The 19,733-nt window shown below is 37.2% G+C and carries 17 protein-coding genes; 8 read left to right on the top strand and 9 right to left on the bottom strand.

Annotated elements, in window-relative coordinates; translation table 11 throughout:
* Positions 1–91: 91 nt before the first annotated feature.
* From ACQKM9_RS13375 to ACQKM9_RS13365, 3 genes are all read right to left on the bottom strand, one after another.
* A complete protein-coding gene (locus ACQKM9_RS13375; protein WP_427734934.1) occupies positions 92–1,357 on the bottom strand; it encodes an MFS transporter in 1,266 nt (421 codons plus the stop codon).
* A 355-nt stretch (positions 1,358–1,712) separates the two neighbouring features.
* Positions 1,713–3,461 (bottom strand): ABC transporter ATP-binding protein, encoded by a 1,749-nt coding sequence (locus ACQKM9_RS13370; protein WP_427734834.1) that lies wholly within the window; start codon positions 3,459–3,461, stop codon positions 1,713–1,715.
* Positions 3,461–5,200, bottom strand: coding sequence for an ABC transporter ATP-binding protein (locus ACQKM9_RS13365; RefSeq protein WP_427734833.1), 1,740 nt, complete (start codon positions 5,198–5,200; stop codon positions 3,461–3,463). The genes ACQKM9_RS13370 and ACQKM9_RS13365 overlap by 1 nt, the downstream gene beginning before the upstream one ends.
* A gap of 596 nt (positions 5,201–5,796) precedes the next feature.
* On the opposite strand from ACQKM9_RS13365, the gene ACQKM9_RS13360 reads away from it, so the two are divergent.
* The 3 genes from ACQKM9_RS13360 (at position 5,797) to rsgA (ending at position 9,772) form a co-directional block, all read left to right on the top strand.
* The gene (locus ACQKM9_RS13360) at positions 5,797–7,146 is read left to right on the top strand and encodes a hemolysin family protein (RefSeq protein WP_427734832.1); all 1,350 of its coding nucleotides are present in this window, start codon (positions 5,797–5,799) and stop codon (positions 7,144–7,146) included.
* 87 nt (positions 7,147–7,233) lie between these two features.
* Positions 7,234–8,130 carry a cation diffusion facilitator family transporter gene (locus ACQKM9_RS13355; RefSeq protein ID WP_427734831.1) on the top strand — a complete coding sequence of 299 codons (897 nt, stop codon included), beginning with the start codon at positions 7,234–7,236 and terminating at the stop codon, positions 8,128–8,130.
* A gap of 559 nt (positions 8,131–8,689) precedes the next feature.
* Positions 8,690–9,772, top strand: a complete 1,083-nt coding sequence (gene rsgA / locus ACQKM9_RS13350) for a ribosome small subunit-dependent GTPase A (protein ID WP_427734830.1) — start codon at positions 8,690–8,692, stop codon at positions 9,770–9,772.
* 50 nt (positions 9,773–9,822) lie between these two features.
* Here the strand turns inward: rsgA and ACQKM9_RS13345 are convergent, their stop codons facing one another.
* Positions 9,823–10,473, bottom strand: coding sequence for a response regulator (locus ACQKM9_RS13345; protein WP_427734829.1), 651 nt, complete (start codon positions 10,471–10,473; stop codon positions 9,823–9,825).
* An 11-nt stretch (positions 10,474–10,484) separates the two neighbouring features.
* A complete protein-coding gene (locus ACQKM9_RS13340) occupies positions 10,485–11,600 on the bottom strand; it encodes a GAF domain-containing sensor histidine kinase (RefSeq protein ID WP_427734828.1) in 1,116 nt (371 codons plus the stop codon).
* An 804-nt stretch (positions 11,601–12,404) separates the two neighbouring features.
* Here ACQKM9_RS13340 and ACQKM9_RS13335 point away from each other — a divergent pair.
* The 4 genes from ACQKM9_RS13335 (at position 12,405) to ACQKM9_RS13320 (ending at position 14,449) form a co-directional block, all read left to right on the top strand.
* A complete protein-coding gene (locus tag ACQKM9_RS13335; RefSeq protein WP_427734827.1) occupies positions 12,405–12,833 on the top strand; it encodes a disulfide oxidoreductase in 429 nt (142 codons plus the stop codon).
* On the top strand, positions 12,830–13,300 hold the full coding sequence (locus tag ACQKM9_RS13330) for a thioredoxin family protein (RefSeq protein WP_427734826.1): 471 nt from the start codon (positions 12,830–12,832) through the stop codon (positions 13,298–13,300). The genes ACQKM9_RS13335 and ACQKM9_RS13330 overlap by 4 nt, the downstream gene beginning before the upstream one ends.
* Before the next feature lie 63 nt (positions 13,301–13,363).
* Positions 13,364–14,209, top strand: a complete 846-nt coding sequence (locus ACQKM9_RS13325; RefSeq protein WP_427734825.1) for an RluA family pseudouridine synthase — start codon at positions 13,364–13,366, stop codon at positions 14,207–14,209.
* A 33-nt stretch (positions 14,210–14,242) separates the two neighbouring features.
* Entirely contained in the window at positions 14,243–14,449 is a 207-nt protein-coding gene (locus tag ACQKM9_RS13320; protein WP_427734823.1) for a hypothetical protein, read from the top strand.
* Positions 14,450–15,200: 751 nt separating this feature from the next.
* Here the strand turns inward: ACQKM9_RS13320 and ACQKM9_RS13315 are convergent.
* Positions 15,201–16,031, bottom strand: a complete 831-nt coding sequence (locus tag ACQKM9_RS13315) for an aldo/keto reductase (protein ID WP_427734933.1) — start codon at positions 16,029–16,031, stop codon at positions 15,201–15,203.
* Positions 16,032–16,228: 197 nt separating this feature from the next.
* Between ACQKM9_RS13315 and ACQKM9_RS13310 the strand changes: the two genes are divergently transcribed.
* Positions 16,229–17,518: an NCS2 family permease gene (locus ACQKM9_RS13310; RefSeq protein ID WP_427734822.1), complete on the top strand. Its 1,290-nt coding sequence runs from the start codon at positions 16,229–16,231 to the stop codon at positions 17,516–17,518.
* 47 nt (positions 17,519–17,565) lie between these two features.
* Here the strand turns inward: ACQKM9_RS13310 and ACQKM9_RS13305 are convergent, their stop codons facing one another.
* The 3 genes from ACQKM9_RS13305 to queG all read right to left on the bottom strand — a co-directional run bounded on the left by ACQKM9_RS13305 (position 17,566) and on the right by queG (position 19,705).
* The gene (locus ACQKM9_RS13305; RefSeq protein WP_169786375.1) at positions 17,566–17,742 is read right to left on the bottom strand and encodes a hypothetical protein; all 177 of its coding nucleotides are present in this window, start codon (positions 17,740–17,742) and stop codon (positions 17,566–17,568) included.
* A 338-nt stretch (positions 17,743–18,080) separates the two neighbouring features.
* Positions 18,081–18,554: a tRNA (uridine(34)/cytosine(34)/5-carboxymethylaminomethyluridine(34)-2'-O)-methyltransferase TrmL gene (trmL, locus tag ACQKM9_RS13300; protein ID WP_427734821.1), complete on the bottom strand. Its 474-nt coding sequence runs from the start codon at positions 18,552–18,554 to the stop codon at positions 18,081–18,083.
* Positions 18,555–18,568: 14 nt separating this feature from the next.
* Complete coding sequence (gene queG / locus ACQKM9_RS13295) at positions 18,569–19,705, bottom strand: tRNA epoxyqueuosine(34) reductase QueG (RefSeq protein WP_427734820.1); 1,137 nt, start codon at positions 19,703–19,705, stop codon at positions 18,569–18,571.
* Positions 19,706–19,733 lie beyond the last annotated feature (28 nt).

Below are 19,733 nucleotides of genomic sequence, written 5' to 3'. Positions count from 1 at the left end.
CGCAATAATTATTGAAAAACTATAAAAAACACCTACTTGTCGTTTTATTATCAATCGCAACAAGTAGATGTTCTTTTTTCTTAAGTTTTCCTTATGCCACTTCGAGCTTTTTATTCCGTCCAAATACCAAATAAAAATAGGTAGAAGCAATTAAATACAATATTCCTGTTATTGTAAAGGTATAAGCATATCCCCAGTAGTGCCCATACTTCGTAACAAAAAAGGCAGCTGGCAGTCCCATTGATGCCCAGCCGACTTGGAATACCATCTGATTGACTGAATTCCCTAACCCCTTATATTTATCATGTACAATTTCCATAGCAATAGCCGATTGAATCGGGTTCGCTGCATTCATCAATGCTTGGCGGAATAAAAAACCAATCGATGCTATAACTAAAGAATTCGTAAATGCGGTTAAAAATAAAAATGGAATGGATAAAAACTGGAATATAATAATAGCTCTAACTTCACCTACACGTTTAACTAATGCAGGTCCTATCAACATTGCAACAGCTGTCATTGCCGATCCTAGTGCTAAAATAAGTCCTATATATGTATTGGATGCATTAAAACGATTAGCGAAATACAAATTTAAATATGGAATGACGAGCCCTGATCCTATACCAATAATCAATTGGGCTACACCAAATAGTAAAATGATTCTTATATTTTCTTTGAAGCTTGCACTCTTTTCTGATACTTTTACTACATTTTTAATGGAAACTACTGTTTCCATGACAACTTTCTTTTCCATCTTCAAGCGTAACAATGGAAATAATCCAATGACAAAGAATGCGACCCCACTATATAGTGATACCCGAATTCCTTCAACAGCTGACAATTTCATAAGAAAACTTGCGCAGTCAGCCACAACTCCACCAAGTAAATTCCCAATAAAACCGGCAATTGTCATGATTGAAAAGTGAATACTAAATAATTTCATTCTTTCAGAAGCCTTGGAGTTTTCAGCTAAAAATGGTACCCCTGAAACTTGAGCTACTGCCCATACAATGCCTGTTGCGAATGCTGACCAAAGCATCGGTTGTTCAACCGTGACAATACTTCTATAGAAAAATGTAATTGCTGTTAATCCTGTTCCGATAATAAGCGCCCACTTACGTCCAAATCGATCACTTAGAAGACCGGCTGGAATTAGCATAATAGCAGTTGCTAACGCTGTCATTGCAATAACATTTCCATTAACAGCTTCCTTCATGCCTAATTCTTTAATATATAAATTGTACATCACACTGAATATGCCCATACCAATTTGAATTAGTATATTCCCAACCATGAACAACTTTATATTTCGATTAAAAGATTTGATACTATACAACCACTCTTGCCACCTGCTCAGGATTGACACCTACTTTCACAAGCTAATTAATTCGTCTCCCTAAATATACGAGTATCGGCAAAGTTTTGCAATAGCTACATGCTTCAAATACACTATTATTAACAAAAATTACATTTCTTGAATCGGAGGAAATGTTTGTATGCCAGAAGTAGTCTATTATTTATTCTTCTCTTTTTTCGTGTCACTACTTATAAGTGGCATATTAAATGTCTTTTTGGAAACCACTTCAAAATTGAACTGGCTTACCTCTATAACCTTTTGTGCCGTTCTTTCCATTTTCATCGCTACTCTAATGAACTGATTTTCCCATTAAAAGAGACCCATCAATTGTTTGAGAAATTGATGGATCTTCATATTAACTAATATTTTTTTCACCTGATTGCAGTTTATACATTTGCTCATAACGCCCACCTTGTTTCAGTAGCTCATCGTGAGTACCCTGTTCTACAATTTCACCACGGTCTAATACTAAAATGCGATCTGCATTCTTAATAGTAGAAAGTCTATGTGCGATGATAAATGTCGTACGTCCCCTTTTCAAAACATCCATTGCGTGCTGAATGATTTCCTCAGTTTCCGTATCTATATTGGAAGTCGCTTCATCAAGGATTAATATCGCAGGGTCAAAGGCAAGCGCTCTGGCGAATGAAATTAACTGACGTTGTCCGGAAGATAATGTACTTCCTTTCTCAATCACAGGTTCATCCAAACCCTTCGGTAAATTTTTCAAGACGCGTTCACCACCAACTGCATCCAATGCTTTCTGTACTGTGTCACGCGTAATCCTAGGATCTCCTAAACTAACATTCGATTCAATCGTACCCGTAAATAGATACGGATCTTGCAATACAATTCCCATATGCTCTCGAATGGTTTGACGTGAATGTTCTTTAATATTGATACCGTCAATTGTAATCGCACCTTTTGAAACGTCATAAAAACTGAAAAGTAAATTCATGATAGAACTTTTCCCAGAACCCGTATGACCAACAAGCGCGACTGTCTCTCCTTGCTTCGCTTCAAAATCAATATCCTTCAGCACATATTCTTGTTCCTTATAAGCAAACCATACATGCTCGAAGCGAACATTTCCTTTATATCGAGGTATACGTTTATCGACTACAGGCTCCCCTGGTTGATCTAATAATTCAAAGACACGCTCAGCTGCAACATTCGCTCTTTCTAAGCGAGCCAATTGATTGACGATACCTGTTACAGGATTAAATAAACGCGTAATATAATCAACAAAAGCATATAGCATACCGACTGAAATAGCAGCTGCACCATTCATTTCAGCACTGCCAAAATACCAGATAAAAAGGACAAATGTAAGCGAACGAATAACGCCTACTAAATTGTGAGATGTAGCTGCATCTAATATAAGCAGCTTATTTTGATAACGATAATGCTCTTCATTTAGTGCCGCAAATTCATCTTCAATTTGTTTTTCGCGACTAAAAGCTTGAATAATAGTCATCCCATTAATCGATTCGTTGATCATACCGTTCATATCAGAAACTTTTCCTCGTACAATATGATTGTACTTTGAAGCATACTTACGATACACAATCGTCCAAATAATTAATATTGGAATAACAAATAATGCGATTAATGCCATCTTCCAATCAAGGAAGAATAACGCGATATAAATCCCGAAGATCGTCATAAAGCTCGCTGCAAACTGTGAGACAACCGTTACAAACAAATCACGAATAGCTTCCGTATCATTTGTAACACGTGCAACCACTTTTCCAGCAGGCAAATTATCAAAATAACGAATCGGCAATGTTTGGATATGCTCATAGACTTCATTGCGCATTTTTTGAATAATACGATTTGCACCCATTTGAAGTAAAAGATACTGACCGTATCTAAAAATGGCGGCAACAACTGCTAAACTGAAGAATACAGCCAATAAAATTGCAATCGGCTGAAAATCAATACCTGCGACTTCTGCTTTTGCAATATGATCATCAATAATTTTCTTTGCTACTAATGGTCCCGCTAAGTCTGCTGCAACTGCAATAGCTAATAATAACAGGCCTGAAATAAGTAGCTTTTTGTACATTAAAGCATATTGAAATAATCGTTTACCAGTACCCATTATTTCACCCCCTCAACTTGCTGACGGTCATGCTGTTCTTTGTACCAGCCCTCTTCTTCAAGCAATGTTTGATGTGTACCTTCTTCAACGATGCGACCATCCTCTAATACAATGACCCAATCCGCATGTTGAATTGCCGATAAGCGGTGTGTCACAATTATGGTCGTTTTGTCACTTCTAGCTGTTTGGATATTTTGAATAATTGTTGCTTCTGTTTTAGCATCCACTGCTGACAAGGAATCATCTAATATTAATATTTCTGGATCACGAATTAATGCGCGAGCAATTGAAATACGTTGCTTTTGCCCCCCTGATAATGAAACCCCTTTTTCTCCAACTAATGTTTGCAAACCGAGTGGTAGCATTTCTAAATCACGCTCGAAGTTTGCTAAACGGATTGCTTCATGTAATTCGTCCTCTGTCGCATCTGATTTACCAAACAAAATATTCTCTTTCACTGTTCTAGAAAATAGTACGTGATCTTGAGGTACATAACCAATCCAGTTACGAACCTGTTCCTTTGTTTGATTATGAATAGGGCTATTTGAGACATATAAATCGCCTTCACCGTTTGGATATTCACGTAATAGCTGTTTAACGACCGTCGTCTTTCCACTACCTGTTTTCCCAACAATCCCTAGCGTTTGCCCTTTTTTCAAAGAAACTTCAAGGTTTGCCAGGTTAATAGAAGATGATTGTGGATATTGGAATGTCACATCTTTGAAAACAATAGACTCTGGATTTTGAATGATTGTTGGCGTTTTTGGATCAACAACATCTTCTTTCTCGTCTAATGTTTCCTGTACACGATCAAGTGATGCATTCCCACGTTGCATAACATTAATGAGTTCTCCAATCGCAAACATTGGCCATACGATCATACCTAGATACACATTAAATGTTACTAGCTCACCTAAAGTCATTTCTTGCTTTGATACTAAATAAGCACCAAAACCAAGACCAATCATATAGCTAAGGCCTGTTAAAATCTTTGTAATTGGATTAAATAATGCATCAATTTTCTCGACATGCATATTTTTTTTGTAAACATCTTCTGTCATTTCACTAAATTGCTGCTCTGTAGCACGTTCTTGAACATATGCACGAACAACACGAACACCCTCTACAGCTTCAAGTACGCTATCATTCATTTCACCAAACACGTCTTGAGCTTTCATATAGCGCTCATGAATTCTCTTACCAAGAATTTGCATAATGATTGCTAATATCGGTAATGGTAATATAGCCGCTATTGTTAGCTTCCACGAAACAAGGAATCCCATCGTTAGTAAAATTGTCAATAAGTATAATGTCGAATCAATTAACGTCATAATACCAAATCCAGCTGTTTCAGAGACAGCACGTAAATCATTTGTCGCTCTCGCCATCAAATCTCCTGTACGATTTCGTTCATAAAAAGGTGGAGACATTTTCAAAAACTTTATCATGAGCTTTGATCTCAGTTTACGTTCAATTACATTCGCTCCACCAAACAATTGATATTGCCATATAAAGTTGACGACATACGACAACACCAAAATAACTAGCATCGCAGCAATATAAAACATAAGAGAATGACTTGTTAATGTTTCTGAATGGATTGCATCGATCGATTGACCAATAATCCACGGTGGCGTCACTTCAATTACATTAGCCACTAGTAACAATGCGATAGCTATTGCGTAACGCTTTCGATTTTCTTTAAAAAACCATTTTAATTTAAATAAGACCTCAAACATCTATTATTCCTACTTTCCTATTCTGTTTTTTCACTAACCGTCTTCAATCGAATCCTTGTTAAATTTCTTTTTCCGCTTTTGAATAAACATATTCAGCTCTCCTTTTATAATTTTGCACTCGTAATTCACTTAAAAAGGCAACAAAAAAAGCGTACACCCCTTTCAGAGCATACGCTTTTGAAAAAAGATACAGGTATCTACACCCATACCAATTAGTTATAAAAGTTAAATTACAGAATTATTTGCTGAACAGGTAGGTGTGGATTCATTATTTAATTGTCTAAATAAACTTCTTAATTTTTTCATAATCCATACCTCCTTTTTCATAAATTATTTAGTGCCTCTCAATATTAGCACTCCGAATTTTGAATTGTCAATACTTTTAGAATAAATTGGGTAATTTAATTATATTCTTACTTTTGACAATATTTCCTACTTCAATAAACAATTATTATTTATAGTCAAAACAAATCATGTAGATGATTTGTTTTTTCACCTTAGTTGTCATATCATTGTATTACTTAACTATTTTTTATATTACAGGAGGTGTACACTTTGTTCTCTCCCCTCATTTGGGTCTGGAACAAAGGAAGTCTTTGGACATAGCCATACGGTTGACAGCATTTGCTGTCTTGATCGCATGTTCGGCTTTTTTCGTAGCAACTGAATTTTCTATCGTTAAAGTCAGAACAACTCGAATTGATCAGCTTATAGCTGAGGGTAACAAAAAAGCATTAAAAGCAAAAAAAGTAGTATCTAATTTGGATGAATATTTATCCGCTTGTCAGTTGGGAATTACGATTACTTCTTTAGGACTTGGTTGGCTCGGTGAAGAAACAGTATCGATCTTATTGAGACCGATATTTGATTTGTTCGCACTTGAAGGAAGTGTGACATCTGTTCTATCCTTCGTGTTGTCATTCTCCATCGTGACATTTGTTCACGTTGTAGTAGGTGAATTAGCACCAAAAACACTAGCCATTCAGAAGGCAGAATCTGTAGCATTAGCAACAGCGGGTCCTTTAATTATGTTCCACAACATCATGTATCCATTTATTAAAACATTAAACTTCTCTGCTCGTTCATTGTCATCACTTTTCGGTTTAAAGGATGTTTCTGAATCAGAAGTGGCAATGACAGAAGAAGAATTGCGTATGATTTTATCGGATAGTTTGAAAAGCGGTGAAATAAATCAGTCTGAATATAAATATGTGAATAGCATTTTTGAATTCGACGATCGTATTGCCAAAGAAATTATGGTACCTCGTACAGAAATCATTGGTATTGAAAAAGAAATGACTCTTAAAGAAGTTTTCGAAGTGATGGGTGTTGAGCAGTATACACGCTACCCTATTATTGATGGAGACAAAGACCATATTATAGGTCTCGTCAATATGAAGCATCTTTTAACTGCTTACATTAAAGACCCAACTAATGGTTCAAAATCAGTAACGGAATATATGCAACCAATCATTCGCGTCATCGAAACAATCCCAGTTAGTGACTTATTGTTGAAAATTCAACGGGAACGTATTCATATGGCTATTTTAATGGATGAATACGGTGGTACATCTGGACTTGTAACAATCGAAGATATTATCGAGGAAATTGTCGGTGATATTCGAGACGAGTTTGATGCAGACGAGATTCCTGAAGTTCGTAAAGTAGATGAGAACCATTTTATCTTTGATGCCAAAATGTTAATTGAAAACGTAAATGATTTCCTTAAAATTGACATCAATGAAGATGATATCGATACTATCGGCGGTTGGTTTATGACCAAAAACTTCGATGCCGTTAAAGGCGAAGCAATTATTGAACAAGGCTATGAATTTATCGTAAAAGAAGTAGATGGTCATCATATCTTATACTTAGAAGTTATTAAGATACCAGATGAATCCAACAACGAATCACTAGAAGATGTAAACTCATCTTCTGAAGAATAATTATGAAAATTTAACAAGAAACGACGCACACTAATATTAGTGTGCGTCGTTTTGTATTGTCCAGAAATTTTGCAGGGGGGAAACATTGTGGAGTTATACACAAATTTAAGACAAGGGGAAAGAGGCGCTTGGCTAAGCATTGTCACTTATCTCATACTCAGCACCTCAAAGCTTATAATTGGTTTTATGGGTGCATCTACTGCATTAAAGGCTGATGGTCTAAATAATACAACAGATATTATCGCTTCTGTTGCAGTTCTGATTGGCTTACGTATTTCACAAAAGCCACCAGATGGAGATCACCACTATGGACATTTAAGAGCTGAAACGGTTGCTTCCCTTATAGCATCATTCATCATGGCAGTAGTTGGACTACAAGTGTTATTCAATTCAGGCAAAAGTTTTATCGATAACAACCACTCATCCCCTTCTCTGCTAACAGCTGTTGTTGCTATTATTAGTGGTATTATTATGTACGGTGTTTATCGTTACAATTTAAAGTTATCTGAACGCACTAAAAGTTCAGCGGTAAAAGCAGCTGCTCTTGATAATCGTTCAGATGCACTTGTCAGTTTTGGTACTGCAATTGGTATTTTAGGTGCTATTGTTGGTTTTCCGATAATTGATTCCATTACCGCCATTATCGTTGGCATTATCATCATTAAAACAGCCTACGAAATATTTTTTGAAGCTGTTCATACATTGACTGACGGCTTTGACGAAGAAGAGGTTGAAACGTTATCTACTCTTGTCCGTAATGTAGATGGTGTTATTCGTCTCATAGATTTTAAAGGACGTAATCATGGGAATATGGTATTTGTAGATTTAACAGTCACTGTTAATCCTGAACTAAATGTTTGGAAAAGTCATCAAATCACCGAAGATATCGAAAATACAATTCGTCTAGTAAAACCATTAACAGTAGTACTTGTGCATATTGAACCAGATGGCTTAGTACATGAACATAAATCTGGATTAATGTAATTTTTTGATAATAATTGAATATTTATGTTGACTTTATTTTTCCAATTTGTTAATCTAATAACAACTTTAAGGAAAGCAGGTGAGGTTTTATGACAAATTTAATGAGCATTGCATCAACGCAAATCGGTTTGTTACAAAATACTCGCCATCCGTATGCTTTTTAAGGATACTTTCTTTTATTGTGCGTGTATAAACTGTAGCTGCCGATTTGCAGCTACAGTTTTTTTTATTTTTAATGCTGAAGGCGCTCGTTTAGACTCGACAAGCACTGTAACCTTTGAATCGAAAACATCTTTTTAGTTTTCGACCGAGAAGGTGAAAGTGACCTCGAGAGTCTGGCGCCTGAAGCTGGATATCTAGATTAAATGCTGAACACGACCGTTTAGCTACGACTGGCACTGCAGGGCTCGAACACAAGACGCTTTTTGTCTTGTGCCGAGAGACCGAAGTGACCCGAGTAGCTGGCGTGTGAAGCTGGATATCTAAATGCTGAGAACCCACTTTCAAAAAGAGTCGCCTCAGCTCAATATCTCTACACACACAATAGGAGGATTTACAAATGACAAAATTACAAGATTTCGGATGGAATAATACTTGGGAAGAAAAATATAAAATTGCCCAAGCTTCAAATAAATTAGCAAAAACAATTCCAGGACGTGTATTGCTAGAGCATAAACACTCCTACCGTGTTATCACGGAACAAGGTGAATGGCTTTCTAGTCCATCAGGCAGCTTCCAACATACTGCTTTTGAACGTCGTGATTTCCCTGCAGTTGGTGATTGGGTATTAGTTGAACAAATGCCTGGTGAAGAAAAAGCGATTATTCATGCCGTATTACCGCGTACCTCTTTGTTCTCCCGTAAAGTCGCTGGATTAACTACTGCGGAACAATTAATCGCAGTCAATGTAGACATCGTTTTTTTAATCATGAGTTTAAACTTAGATTTTAATCTTCGACGATTAGAGCGCTATTTAATCGCAGCTTGGGACTCAGGTGCCACACCAATCATCGTATTAACGAAAAAAGATCTATGTGAAGATGTCACACCTTTTATTCAAGAAGCAGAATCTGTTGCTTTCGGTGTACCCATCTATACAGTAAGTAGTTTTACTGGTGAAGGTATTAATGAGCTTCAACAATTATTAGTTAATGGTAAGACAGCTGCACTTTTAGGATCATCTGGTGTTGGTAAATCATCTTTAACCAATGCACTATGTGGCACTGAAGTTATGTTCGTCCAAGAAGTTCGTGAGGATGATGATAAAGGTCGCCATACGACAACACACCGAGAATTATTCAAGATTCCGGGTGGCGGATTATTAATTGATACCCCGGGAATGCGTGAATTCCAGTTATGGGATCAAGGTGAAAGCTTGGATAGTAGTTTTAAAGATATAGAAGAACTATCATCTCAGTGTCGTTTTAGAGATTGTGAACACAAGCGTGAACCTGGATGCGCAGTACAAAATGCAATATATGAGGGCACACTAACAAACGAACGATACAATAGCTATATAAAGCTAAAGCGAGAATTGGCTTATATTGAAAGAAAGACTAACGCTCAAGCACAAATTGCTGAACGCAATAAATGGAAACAGGTTTCAAAAACCTTAAAACAAAAACCACAGAAAAAACGTTAAAAAAAGCTGTCCTATCAGTCATTTCAATGACTAAGGGACAGCTTTCTCTTTTATGGTTGCTCACTCGATTCAGTTAATCCATGTTTGACTGCATAAAGTGCAGCTTGAGTACGATCTTGCACTTCTAATTTTGAAAAAATATTCGAAATATGCGTCTTCACAGTTTTTTCTGTAACAAAAAGTGAAGATGCAATTTCTCTATTACTCTTACCCTTTGTTAATTCAGCTAGAACATCACGTTCTCGAGGGGTCAAAGCATGCTTCATATGTGGCAAATCTTCTTGCATCTCTCGACTTTTAATAAGTTGAGTTGTCGCTTGTGGATGCAGTGTGTTTTCTCCTGCCATTATTCTACGAATTGATGTCACCAATTCATCTGGTTCAATATCTTTCAATTGGTAACCTGCAGCCCCTGCTTCAATTGCAGGAATGACATGGTCACTATCTGAAAAACTCGTCAGCATTAATACTTGCGTTTCAGGAAATTTTGCCTTAATTCGTTTTGTAGCTTGAATACCATCTAATTCCGGCATAACTAAATCCATTAAAACGATATCTGGCCTTAATTCCGACGTTAATGCCACTGCTTCCTTACCATTTTGAGCTTCACCAATAACCTCTATGTCCTTTTGCGTTTTTAGAAAAAACAATAATCCTCTTCTTACAACATGGTGATCGTCTGCGATTAATACTCTAATCATCGAAATCCCCCTTAATATGGTAGACGGATTAAAATTTCCGTTCCTCTTCCAATATTACTCACCCAATCAACTTTACCGCCAAGTGCCTTTGCGCGATCTCGCATGCTTTGCAAACCGATTGATGGCAATTTCACAAGAGAGTCAACTTGAAATCCCCTACCTTCATCTTTAATAACTAATAACACATCTGTCTGTGTAATAATGACGAAAATTTCTGCATCTTTAACACCTGAATGCTTACGTACGTTATTTAGCGCTTCTTGAGTAATACGAAATAACGTTTCTTCCACACGGGAAGGCAATTGTAAAACACCCGATACATTCACAGATAGGTTTAGACCTAACATTTCAGCATAACCTTTAATCGCCTCCATTAAGCCACTTTCTAAACCTTTAGGGCGTAATTGCCAAATCAAAGCACGCATTTCTGTTAAGGCTTCTTGTGTTAAATTCTGAATTTCCTTAAACGTTTCCTTCATTTCTGGTTGCTCAGCCATTTCAAATCCAGCACGAGATGTTAACGTAACAGAGAATAATAGTTGATTCACTGAATCATGCAAATCTCTCGCTAATCGATTTCTCTCTTCAACTAGTGCCATTTGCTGTTCTTGTTTTGTTAGTAAAATTCGTTTTATTGCAGATCCCATTTGAAAGGCAACTGACTCTAAAAGAGCTAGCTCGTCATCAGAAAAACTGACGGTATTTGGCGTAGCTACATTTAATAGCCCAAAACGCTCTTGTCCAGACTGTAAGGGTACTGTGGCATGATGGGTAATCCCCCCATCCCCTTCTAGTTCAGCAGCATTGGCACTTTCAATTCGCTGACATTCAATAATATTCGAAGCTTTTTTTAATTCATTATTCCGATAACGTGATACGCACCAACAACCACCTTTCTCTAAAAAATGACAGTTATTATATTTTAAAGCTTGTGGCAAATTTTCATGCGCTATGAGCTCATGTCTACCTTTTTTATTAATAAAAAATACCCAACCTGTTTCAAAATTCGTACCTGCTAAAAACTTTCTAAGAGCACCTTGCAACATTGCTTGAATTTCAGTTTCTTCATTTAGAAGTTCGGCAATTTCCTTGAGTAAACTAATGTTCGAATGATCATTTTGCTGCATGTAATTGCCTCCTTCCTTTTTCTATCTATAAATATATTGTACCTACTATGATACCACTGCCTGTCATACATTCGCATGAAATAGCTCTCATTCTTTTGACTGAGAAAATAAAAAAACCACCATTTCTACTCATAAAATACAGTGGTAAAAACTTATTATTCTTTTGAACATTGTCAACGATATAGATTTTGATCAAGCTCTTCCAAATAAACGACACTAACATCTTCGTTTTATCGAATTAACACATCTTAATCGGTTTCTCTAATGAACACTTAACCTCATAATGTTAATTGTCCCTTCCTTTAATGATGGGTTTCCAATAAAATTGACGAGTCACACCTTTTCGTGCATCATTAAGTAGTTGTACTACTTTTGTACGTAGATAATTAGAATCGACTATAACTTCATTTCAGTATAAATTATAGTCAACTGGATTATCATTGATAATATAACCATTATCAATGTCTGAGGTTCCTCATTTTAATTACGGCTATATTTCAGGTTGGAACAATAGCTCATTATGTTTACCTCTAATTCCGCAACGTTTAACGTTAGGAAAAATGACTATGTTAATATTTAGTTATTCATGTTAGGAAATAATTCTTTTTGAATTGCTCTTTAAATGTAGTCATACTGTACCATCGATAGCATGATCATACTTTACTCAAGCATTGAAATCTCGCTCTCACAAGATCGCCTTATTTTTATAATAGAGAAGTTTTTGTCCAGGATATAATATTTTACATATCTATACACTCCCTCTATAATTCAAAGGGAAATACTCTAATACTAGGAGATTTTTGCATGTCAAAAAAAGTTGAAAATAGTTTACTATTCATATGGATCGTCTCATTGGTCGCAATGCTAGGCTCCTTATTTTTTTCCGAAATTCAACAGTACGAGCCTTGTGAACTTTGTTGGTATCAACGTATTTTAATGTACCCAATTGTCCTCATCACAACAGTTGCTTATATTCAAAAAAATGCACGTATTGCTGTAACTTTAGCTGTTTTCTCGATAATCGGTGGCTGTATTTCCATTTACCATTATGGTATTCAAAAATTCGAATTTTTATCTAGCTCTGCAATAACATGTGGTCGTGTACCTTGTACAGGGCAATACATCAACTGGTTTGGCTTCATTACCATCCCATTCCTTGCATTAACAGCATTCGTCTTAATCGCAGGAGCAAGCTTTTACATGTTAAAAGCATCTAAGGAGGAAAATAATTGAAAAAGCTACTAATCATTGCCGGCGTAATTGTTGTCATATTTGGACTAATCATCGTCTTAAACAATCAAGGAAATGAAGAAAAATTAAAAGCTAACCTTTATGACAAAGACGATTTAAAACAATCTACAATTAATTTACTTAGCGATAAAAACTATCAAAACATCATTACACCGACAGAACTTGAGAAAAAGCTATCTAAAGGTGACTCAGCAGTGGTATACTTCTTCAGTCCAGAGTGTACACATTGTAAAGCTGCAACACCTAAATTAATGCCAATAGCTAAAGAATTAGGTGTACACATTGATCAATTGAACTTACTTGAATATGATTTGTTTGACAAATACGGCATCAAAGGCACACCAACGCTTTCTTATTTTAAGGATGGTAAAGAGATTCAACGTATGGAAGGCGATGCAGACGAAGCTACTTTCGAAGCATTCCTAAAACAAACTGATCTCGTGAAATAATACAACTAGAAAGGATTATGTTGTACAAACAACATAATCCTTCTTTTTAATGGGGGAATATTAATGAAACAATCTTGGACATTCACTATTCTACAAGATAACCAAACTATCGAAGAACTACTACGTGAACAATGGAAGCTAGGTAAAAAAACTGTACATGAATTACGCATGACAAAAGCCATCTCAGATACAAACGGCGAACTTCTACAATGGAAAGACCCTCGTCCAAAAGGTATGGAAATTGTCATAACTATGGATGTACCAGAATCTTCATATGAGGCAACTCGTGAATGTGAAGTTAATGTAGTATACGAAGATCCACATTGCTTAATCGTTTCTAAACCAAAAGGTATGGCTACACATCCAAATGACGTTTGGGATCGCTTTACTTGTATGAATCATGTTATGAAATATATACAAGAACAAGGTGGAGTATACGCGGAGCATGTTCATCGACTAGACCAAGGTACAGCTGGGCTTTTACTAGTTGCAAAACACCCAATCGCAAAATCCATTTTCGACCGTTTGCTAGAAGAGAAGAAAATCCTTCGTGTATATGAAGCAGAAGTTCAAGGTCATATGAAAGAGCGCAAAGGGACAATCCGTGAAGCCATTGCCAAAGACCGCCACCATGGTACTCGCCGACGCGTAGCTCCCGAAGGTCAAATGGCTATTACGAACTTTGAAGTCGTACGTCATCTGCAATATTCAACAATCGTCAACCTAGTATTAGAAACTGGACGTACGCATCAAATTCGTGTACACCTTTCACATATCGGTCATCCTATTGTAGGAGATACTTTATATGACGCAAGAGAAACTGCATCTGGCGATTATTCTCTACATGCAAGAAAACTCCAATTTGCTCATCCATTTACAGATAAGAAAATGGAGATTATTGATCAATAAATATTAACATAGTATCTCTGAGCGGTTTATTGCTTGGAGGTACTTTTTTATTGGGAAATTTGGGTAGGGATTGGTGTTACTTGCTTTGGATTTAGCGCTACTCACTTTGGCTTTAGCTCTTCTCACTCTCGCTTTGGCGCTACTCACTCGGGCTTTAGCGCTACTCGCTCTGGCTTTGGCGCTACTCACTTTGGCTTTAGCTCTACTCGCTGGCTTTGGCGCTTCTCACTCGGGTTTTAGCTCTACTCACTACCGCTTTGGCGCTACTCGCTCTGGCTTTAGCTCTTCTCACTACCGCTTTGGCGCTTCTCACTCGGGCTTTAGCGCTACTCGCTGGCTATAGCTCTTCTCACTCCCTCTTTGGCGCTACTCGCTCTGGCTTTAGCTCTTCTCACTCCCTCTTTGGCGCTTCTCACTCAGACTTTAGCGCTACTTGCTCTGGCTTTGGCGCTACTCGCTGGCTTTAGCTCTACTCACTACCGCTTCGGCGCTACTCGCTGGCTTTAGCGTTACTCACTTTGGCTTTAGCTCTACTCGCTCTGGCTTTGGCGCTACTCACTGACTTTAGCTCTACTCACTACCGCTTTGGCGCTTCTCACTCGGGCTTTAGCGCTACTCGCTCTGGCTTTAGCTCTACTCACTACCGCTTTGGCGCTTCTCGCTGGCTTTAGCTCTACTCACTACCGCTTTGGCGCTTCTCACTCGGGCTTTGGCGCTACTCGCTCGGGCTTTGGCGCTACTCGCTGGCTTTGGCGCTACTCACTCGGGCTTTAGCTCTACTTGCTCTGGCTTTGACGCTACTCGCTGGCTTTAGCTCTTCTCACTCCCGCTTTGGCGCTTCTCAAGCAATAAAATAAAAAAACGCGAGAAGAAAACACAACATTTTCTTCTCGCGTTTTTTATTATTTTTTCTTCTAACACATTCCCTAAAGCGTACCTAAATATACGTTTCAAGCGTTACCAAGTTGCAACTTAGCGAAAGCCTTCAACATTAAAATTTAAAACTAAAGTTATCCGGATCTGCTCCTGTTCTTTCGTCCTTGTTTAGTGCGCTAATTAGTTGCATGTCTTCGTTTGTAAGTTCGAAATCGAATACTTGAGCATTTGCTTTTATACGACTTGGTGTTACTGATTTCGGAATAACAATATTGCCCAATTGCAAATGCCAACGAATGACTACATGTGCTGCAGATTTTCCGTATTTTTGGCCAATACTAGTGATAGTTTCATCATCTATGGTTTTACCTCTAGCTAATGGAGACCATGCTGTAACGGCGATGTCATTTGCTGTACAGAAGTCACGTACTTCTACTTGTGTTAAGTATGGGTGTACTTCAATCTGGTTGACCATTGGTTTGACATTGGCTGTAGCAAATATTTCTTCTAGATGGTGAATTTGATGGTTAGAAACACCTGTTGCGCGAAGTAGCTTTTCATCATATAAGCGTTCAATCGCACGATATGTGTCTTTGAATTTATCAGGAACCGCCCAGTGAGTTAAATATAAATCTAAGTAATCCATATCTAATTTCTTTAATGAAGTCTCGAAAGCGCGTAAAGTTTCATCATAGCCCTGATCAGTGTTCCAAACTTTTGATGTAATGAATAAATCTTCACGTTTTACATTAGAAGCTTTGACTGCTTCCCCGACCTCTACTTCATTGTTATATAGTGAAGCTGTGTCAATTGCCATATACCCTGCATCAATTGCAGTGGTCATCGCTTGAATTGCTTCATCACGATCAGTCATTTTGTACACACCAAGGCCAAAACGTGGCATTTCTACGCCGTTATGTAGTGTTTTTGTAGATGTAATATTCAACACATCGCACAACTCCTTCTAATTGATTAATTTCATTATACAAATGTAATCAAATTTTTTCGAGAATAAAGACTTTGGGAAAAGAGTTGATTCCTCAAATAGAAATCATTAATAAACCCTTGTTATTTCTCGAATATGCACAAATAACATATTTCACATCATCAAAATCGTTCACTTCCAAGAAAGAAGGTATTAAAATGTTTCGTTTAAAGGAAAATGAAACGAATGTTAAGACTGAACTTATAGCAGGAATAACTACATTCTTTACTATGATATACATTGTTGTTGTGAATCCAAGTATGTTATCTGCATCTGGGGTTCCACTTGACCAAGTTTTCATAGCGACAATAATTGCCATCGTTATAGGTACTTTATGGATGTCGCTATTTGCGAATTATCCACTCGTTATCGGGCCAAGTATTGGGTTAAATGCATATTTTACTTATTCAATCGTCGTATCATCGGAAGGTAATATTGATTATTTAACTGGTTTTGCTGCTGTTTTCGTATCAGGTATTATTTTCGTTCTGTTATCACTAACACCACTGCGTGAAAAACTTATTTTAGCAATTCCTGAAAATTTAAAACGGGCAATTGCTGCCGGTATTGGTTTATTTATTGCTTTCCTAGGCTTGCGTATGGGGAATATTATTGTCGATAGTGAAAGTAACTTAGTGATGCTAGGTGATTTAACTTCTCCCGGCGTGCTACTAACATTATTCGGTTTATTTGTTACTGTCATTTTAATAGTACGCAATGTCAGTGGTGCCCTATTTATCGGTATGTTTACTACAGGTATTGTTGCAACTTTAACAAATCAATTACATATTGAAAAGGTGGTTGCAGTTCCTCATCTTCCTGAAGGCATATTAGTCTGGAATCCGATTGAAGCTATCGGCCAGGTTATTTCTTATGGATTATACGGCGTTGTATTTTCGTTCATCTTAGTTACACTATTTGATACGACTGGGACTATGATTGGGGTTGCGAAACAAGCGGGTTTAATGAAGAATGGTAAATTACCACGCGCTCGCAAAGCATTGTTAGCAGACTCAGTTGCTACAACTTTTGGTGCGATGTTTGGGACAAGTCCAACTACGGCATTTATTGAATCTTCTGCTGGGGTTGCTGCTGGTGGTCGTACAGGCTTAACGAGTTTAACTGTCGCTATTCTATTCGTCGCTGCTTCATTCTTTGGACCTTTAGTTAGTGCTATTTCAGGAGTTTCTGCGATTACTTCACCCATATTAATCATTGTGGGTACGTTGATGATTGGTTCTATTAAAGAAATCGAATGGGAGAAATTTGAAGAGGCTTTCCCGGCATTTTTAATCATGCCGCTTACTTCAAGTATTGCGACAGGAATTGCCTTCGGATTTATCTCTTACCCTATTCTAAAAATAGCGAAAGGCGAGGCAAAAAAAGTGCATCCGTTGCTTTATGTATTTGCTATTTTATTTGCATTCCAATTAACTTTCTTATCTTAATCATTCGCAAAAATACCCACTGCATATTTAGATGCAATGGGCATTTTTTAATCACGTGGATGAATTGATGGTGCTTTATCTGACTGGACAGGATCTTGTATGCGACCATCACGCTCAAGCTCCTCACCATCACGCATTTTATCCATTTGCTTGCCTAATTGTTTAAGCTCCTCCATAGAAGTTGCCATTGAGCCGTTTTCTGGTTGCTTTTCATTGTTATCCATATTATCCGCTCCTTTAACAAAAATGCATTACTTATGAATTATTAGCACCTTTCTTTCATCCTATTCGATTAATATGTTCTTTGCAAATAATAAAGAACGATTTCTGCCATAATTTTATAACTGCGAATATTTCATTTTTATATAAAGTAGGCTATACTTGATAAAGAACTTTTTATAAACATGAGGAGGGTACTTCCATGAAATTAATTTTAATTCTTGGTGTTTGTGTAGCATTCTTAACTGCAATTTTCACTGCAGGTTATGAAGACAAACAAGGAACTTCTGAAAAATAATACATCGTATAAAAAAGGACAACCTACTTATAGGCTGTCCTTTTTTTATTTTAAGCCAGGGAAATTTTGTTGGCGCATTGCTTCATAGATTAAAATAGCTGCAGTATTTGAAAGATTTAATGAGCGTATATGATCACTTTGTGGAATACGCAAGCAACGATCTTTGTTTCCTTCTATTAACTCCATCGGAATTCCTGTCGTTTCCTTTCCAAAAATAAAGAAAATCTCTTCATCTTGGTTACTAAAATCAAAATCTGAATAGGCTTTATCACCATATGTTTCAATATAATAAAATGACCCACCATCATTCTTTTCAAAAAATTCATCTGCTGAATCATAATACGTAATATTTACGCTATGCCAATAATCTAATCCAGCTCTTTTTAACATTTTGTCGTCCGTCGAAAACCCTAGTGGACGAATTAAATGTAAGCTTGTATTTGTACCTGCGCAAGTTCTAGCGATATTACCAGTGTTAGCTGGAATTTCTGGTTGATATAAAACGATATGCAAAGACAACTTTGACACTTCCTTTATTTTTGTGCTAAAAAGGCTAATCCTTTTTCTATTTCTATTATAACCTCAGGATCCTGTTCTTTTTGTAGTGCTATCTGTAAAATTTCTTTTGCTTCTACTACACCCATTTTACCAATAGCCCATGCAGCGGTTCCACGAATTACTGGACGTTCGTCATTCTGTAAAACTTCAATCAATTTTGGCATGGTAGATTCTTCTTTGAAATGAGCAAGAGCAATAATAGCATTACGCTGAATTGGCTTCTTCCCTCTCCAGGAACCAGAAATATAGCCGAATTTCGCTTTGAATTCCTTATTTGAAATAGTTAATAACGGTTCAAGTAGAGGTTTCGCAATTTCAGGATCTGGCTTAAAGGCATCATGTAGCCAATTAAGTTTGCCTTTATTCTTTGGACAAACCGTTTGGCAAGTATCACAGCCATAAATTCGATTACCGATTTTTGTACGATACTCGTCGGGTAAAAACCCTTTTGTTTGCGTCAAAAATGCTACACAGCGGTTCGAGTTCAATTGACCTGCTTGTACTATGGCACCTGTAGGGCATACATCAATACACAGCGTACAATCCCCACATTGGTCAGTCATTGGTGCATCTGGAGCGAATGGGATATTCGTAATCATTTCTCCTAGATAAACGTAAGAACCGAATTCTGGAGTTATGATTGAGCAATTTTTTGCACTCCATCCAATGCCAGCTCGTTCGGCTACAGCACGATCAGATAACTCTCCTGTATCCACCATTGAACGCATTTTAGCGTGCGGAACTTTTTCCTGTAGAAATACTTCAAGTAACGCTAATTTTTCGCGAAGCACTGTATGATAATCCATTCCCCATGACGCTCGGCAGAAAATACCTCTGCGCTCACCCCGCTTACCTTTAGGTGCATTTTCCATTCGTGATGGATAAGCAATTGCGATAGCAATAATACTCTGTGCCTCTTCTAGTAATAGGGCTGGTTCAGTACGTTTTTCAATATCAGATTCTTCAAAGCCGGATTGAAAATTAAGCTCCTGCTGGCGAAGTAATAAGTTCTTTAACTCAATAAATGGTGCAGCGGATGTAAAACCAATTTTATCTATGCCAATGGTTTTTGCATACTCAATCAGCTCTTCTTGCAAGTCGTTGACAATCACTTGGTTCTACTCCTTTCTATATGTTACA

This window comes from Viridibacillus sp. NPDC093762 (assembly GCF_050279675.1).
Lineage (GTDB): Bacteria > Bacillota > Bacilli > Bacillales_A > Planococcaceae > Viridibacillus.
This window is presented reverse-complemented; position numbering and strand designations above follow the sequence as displayed.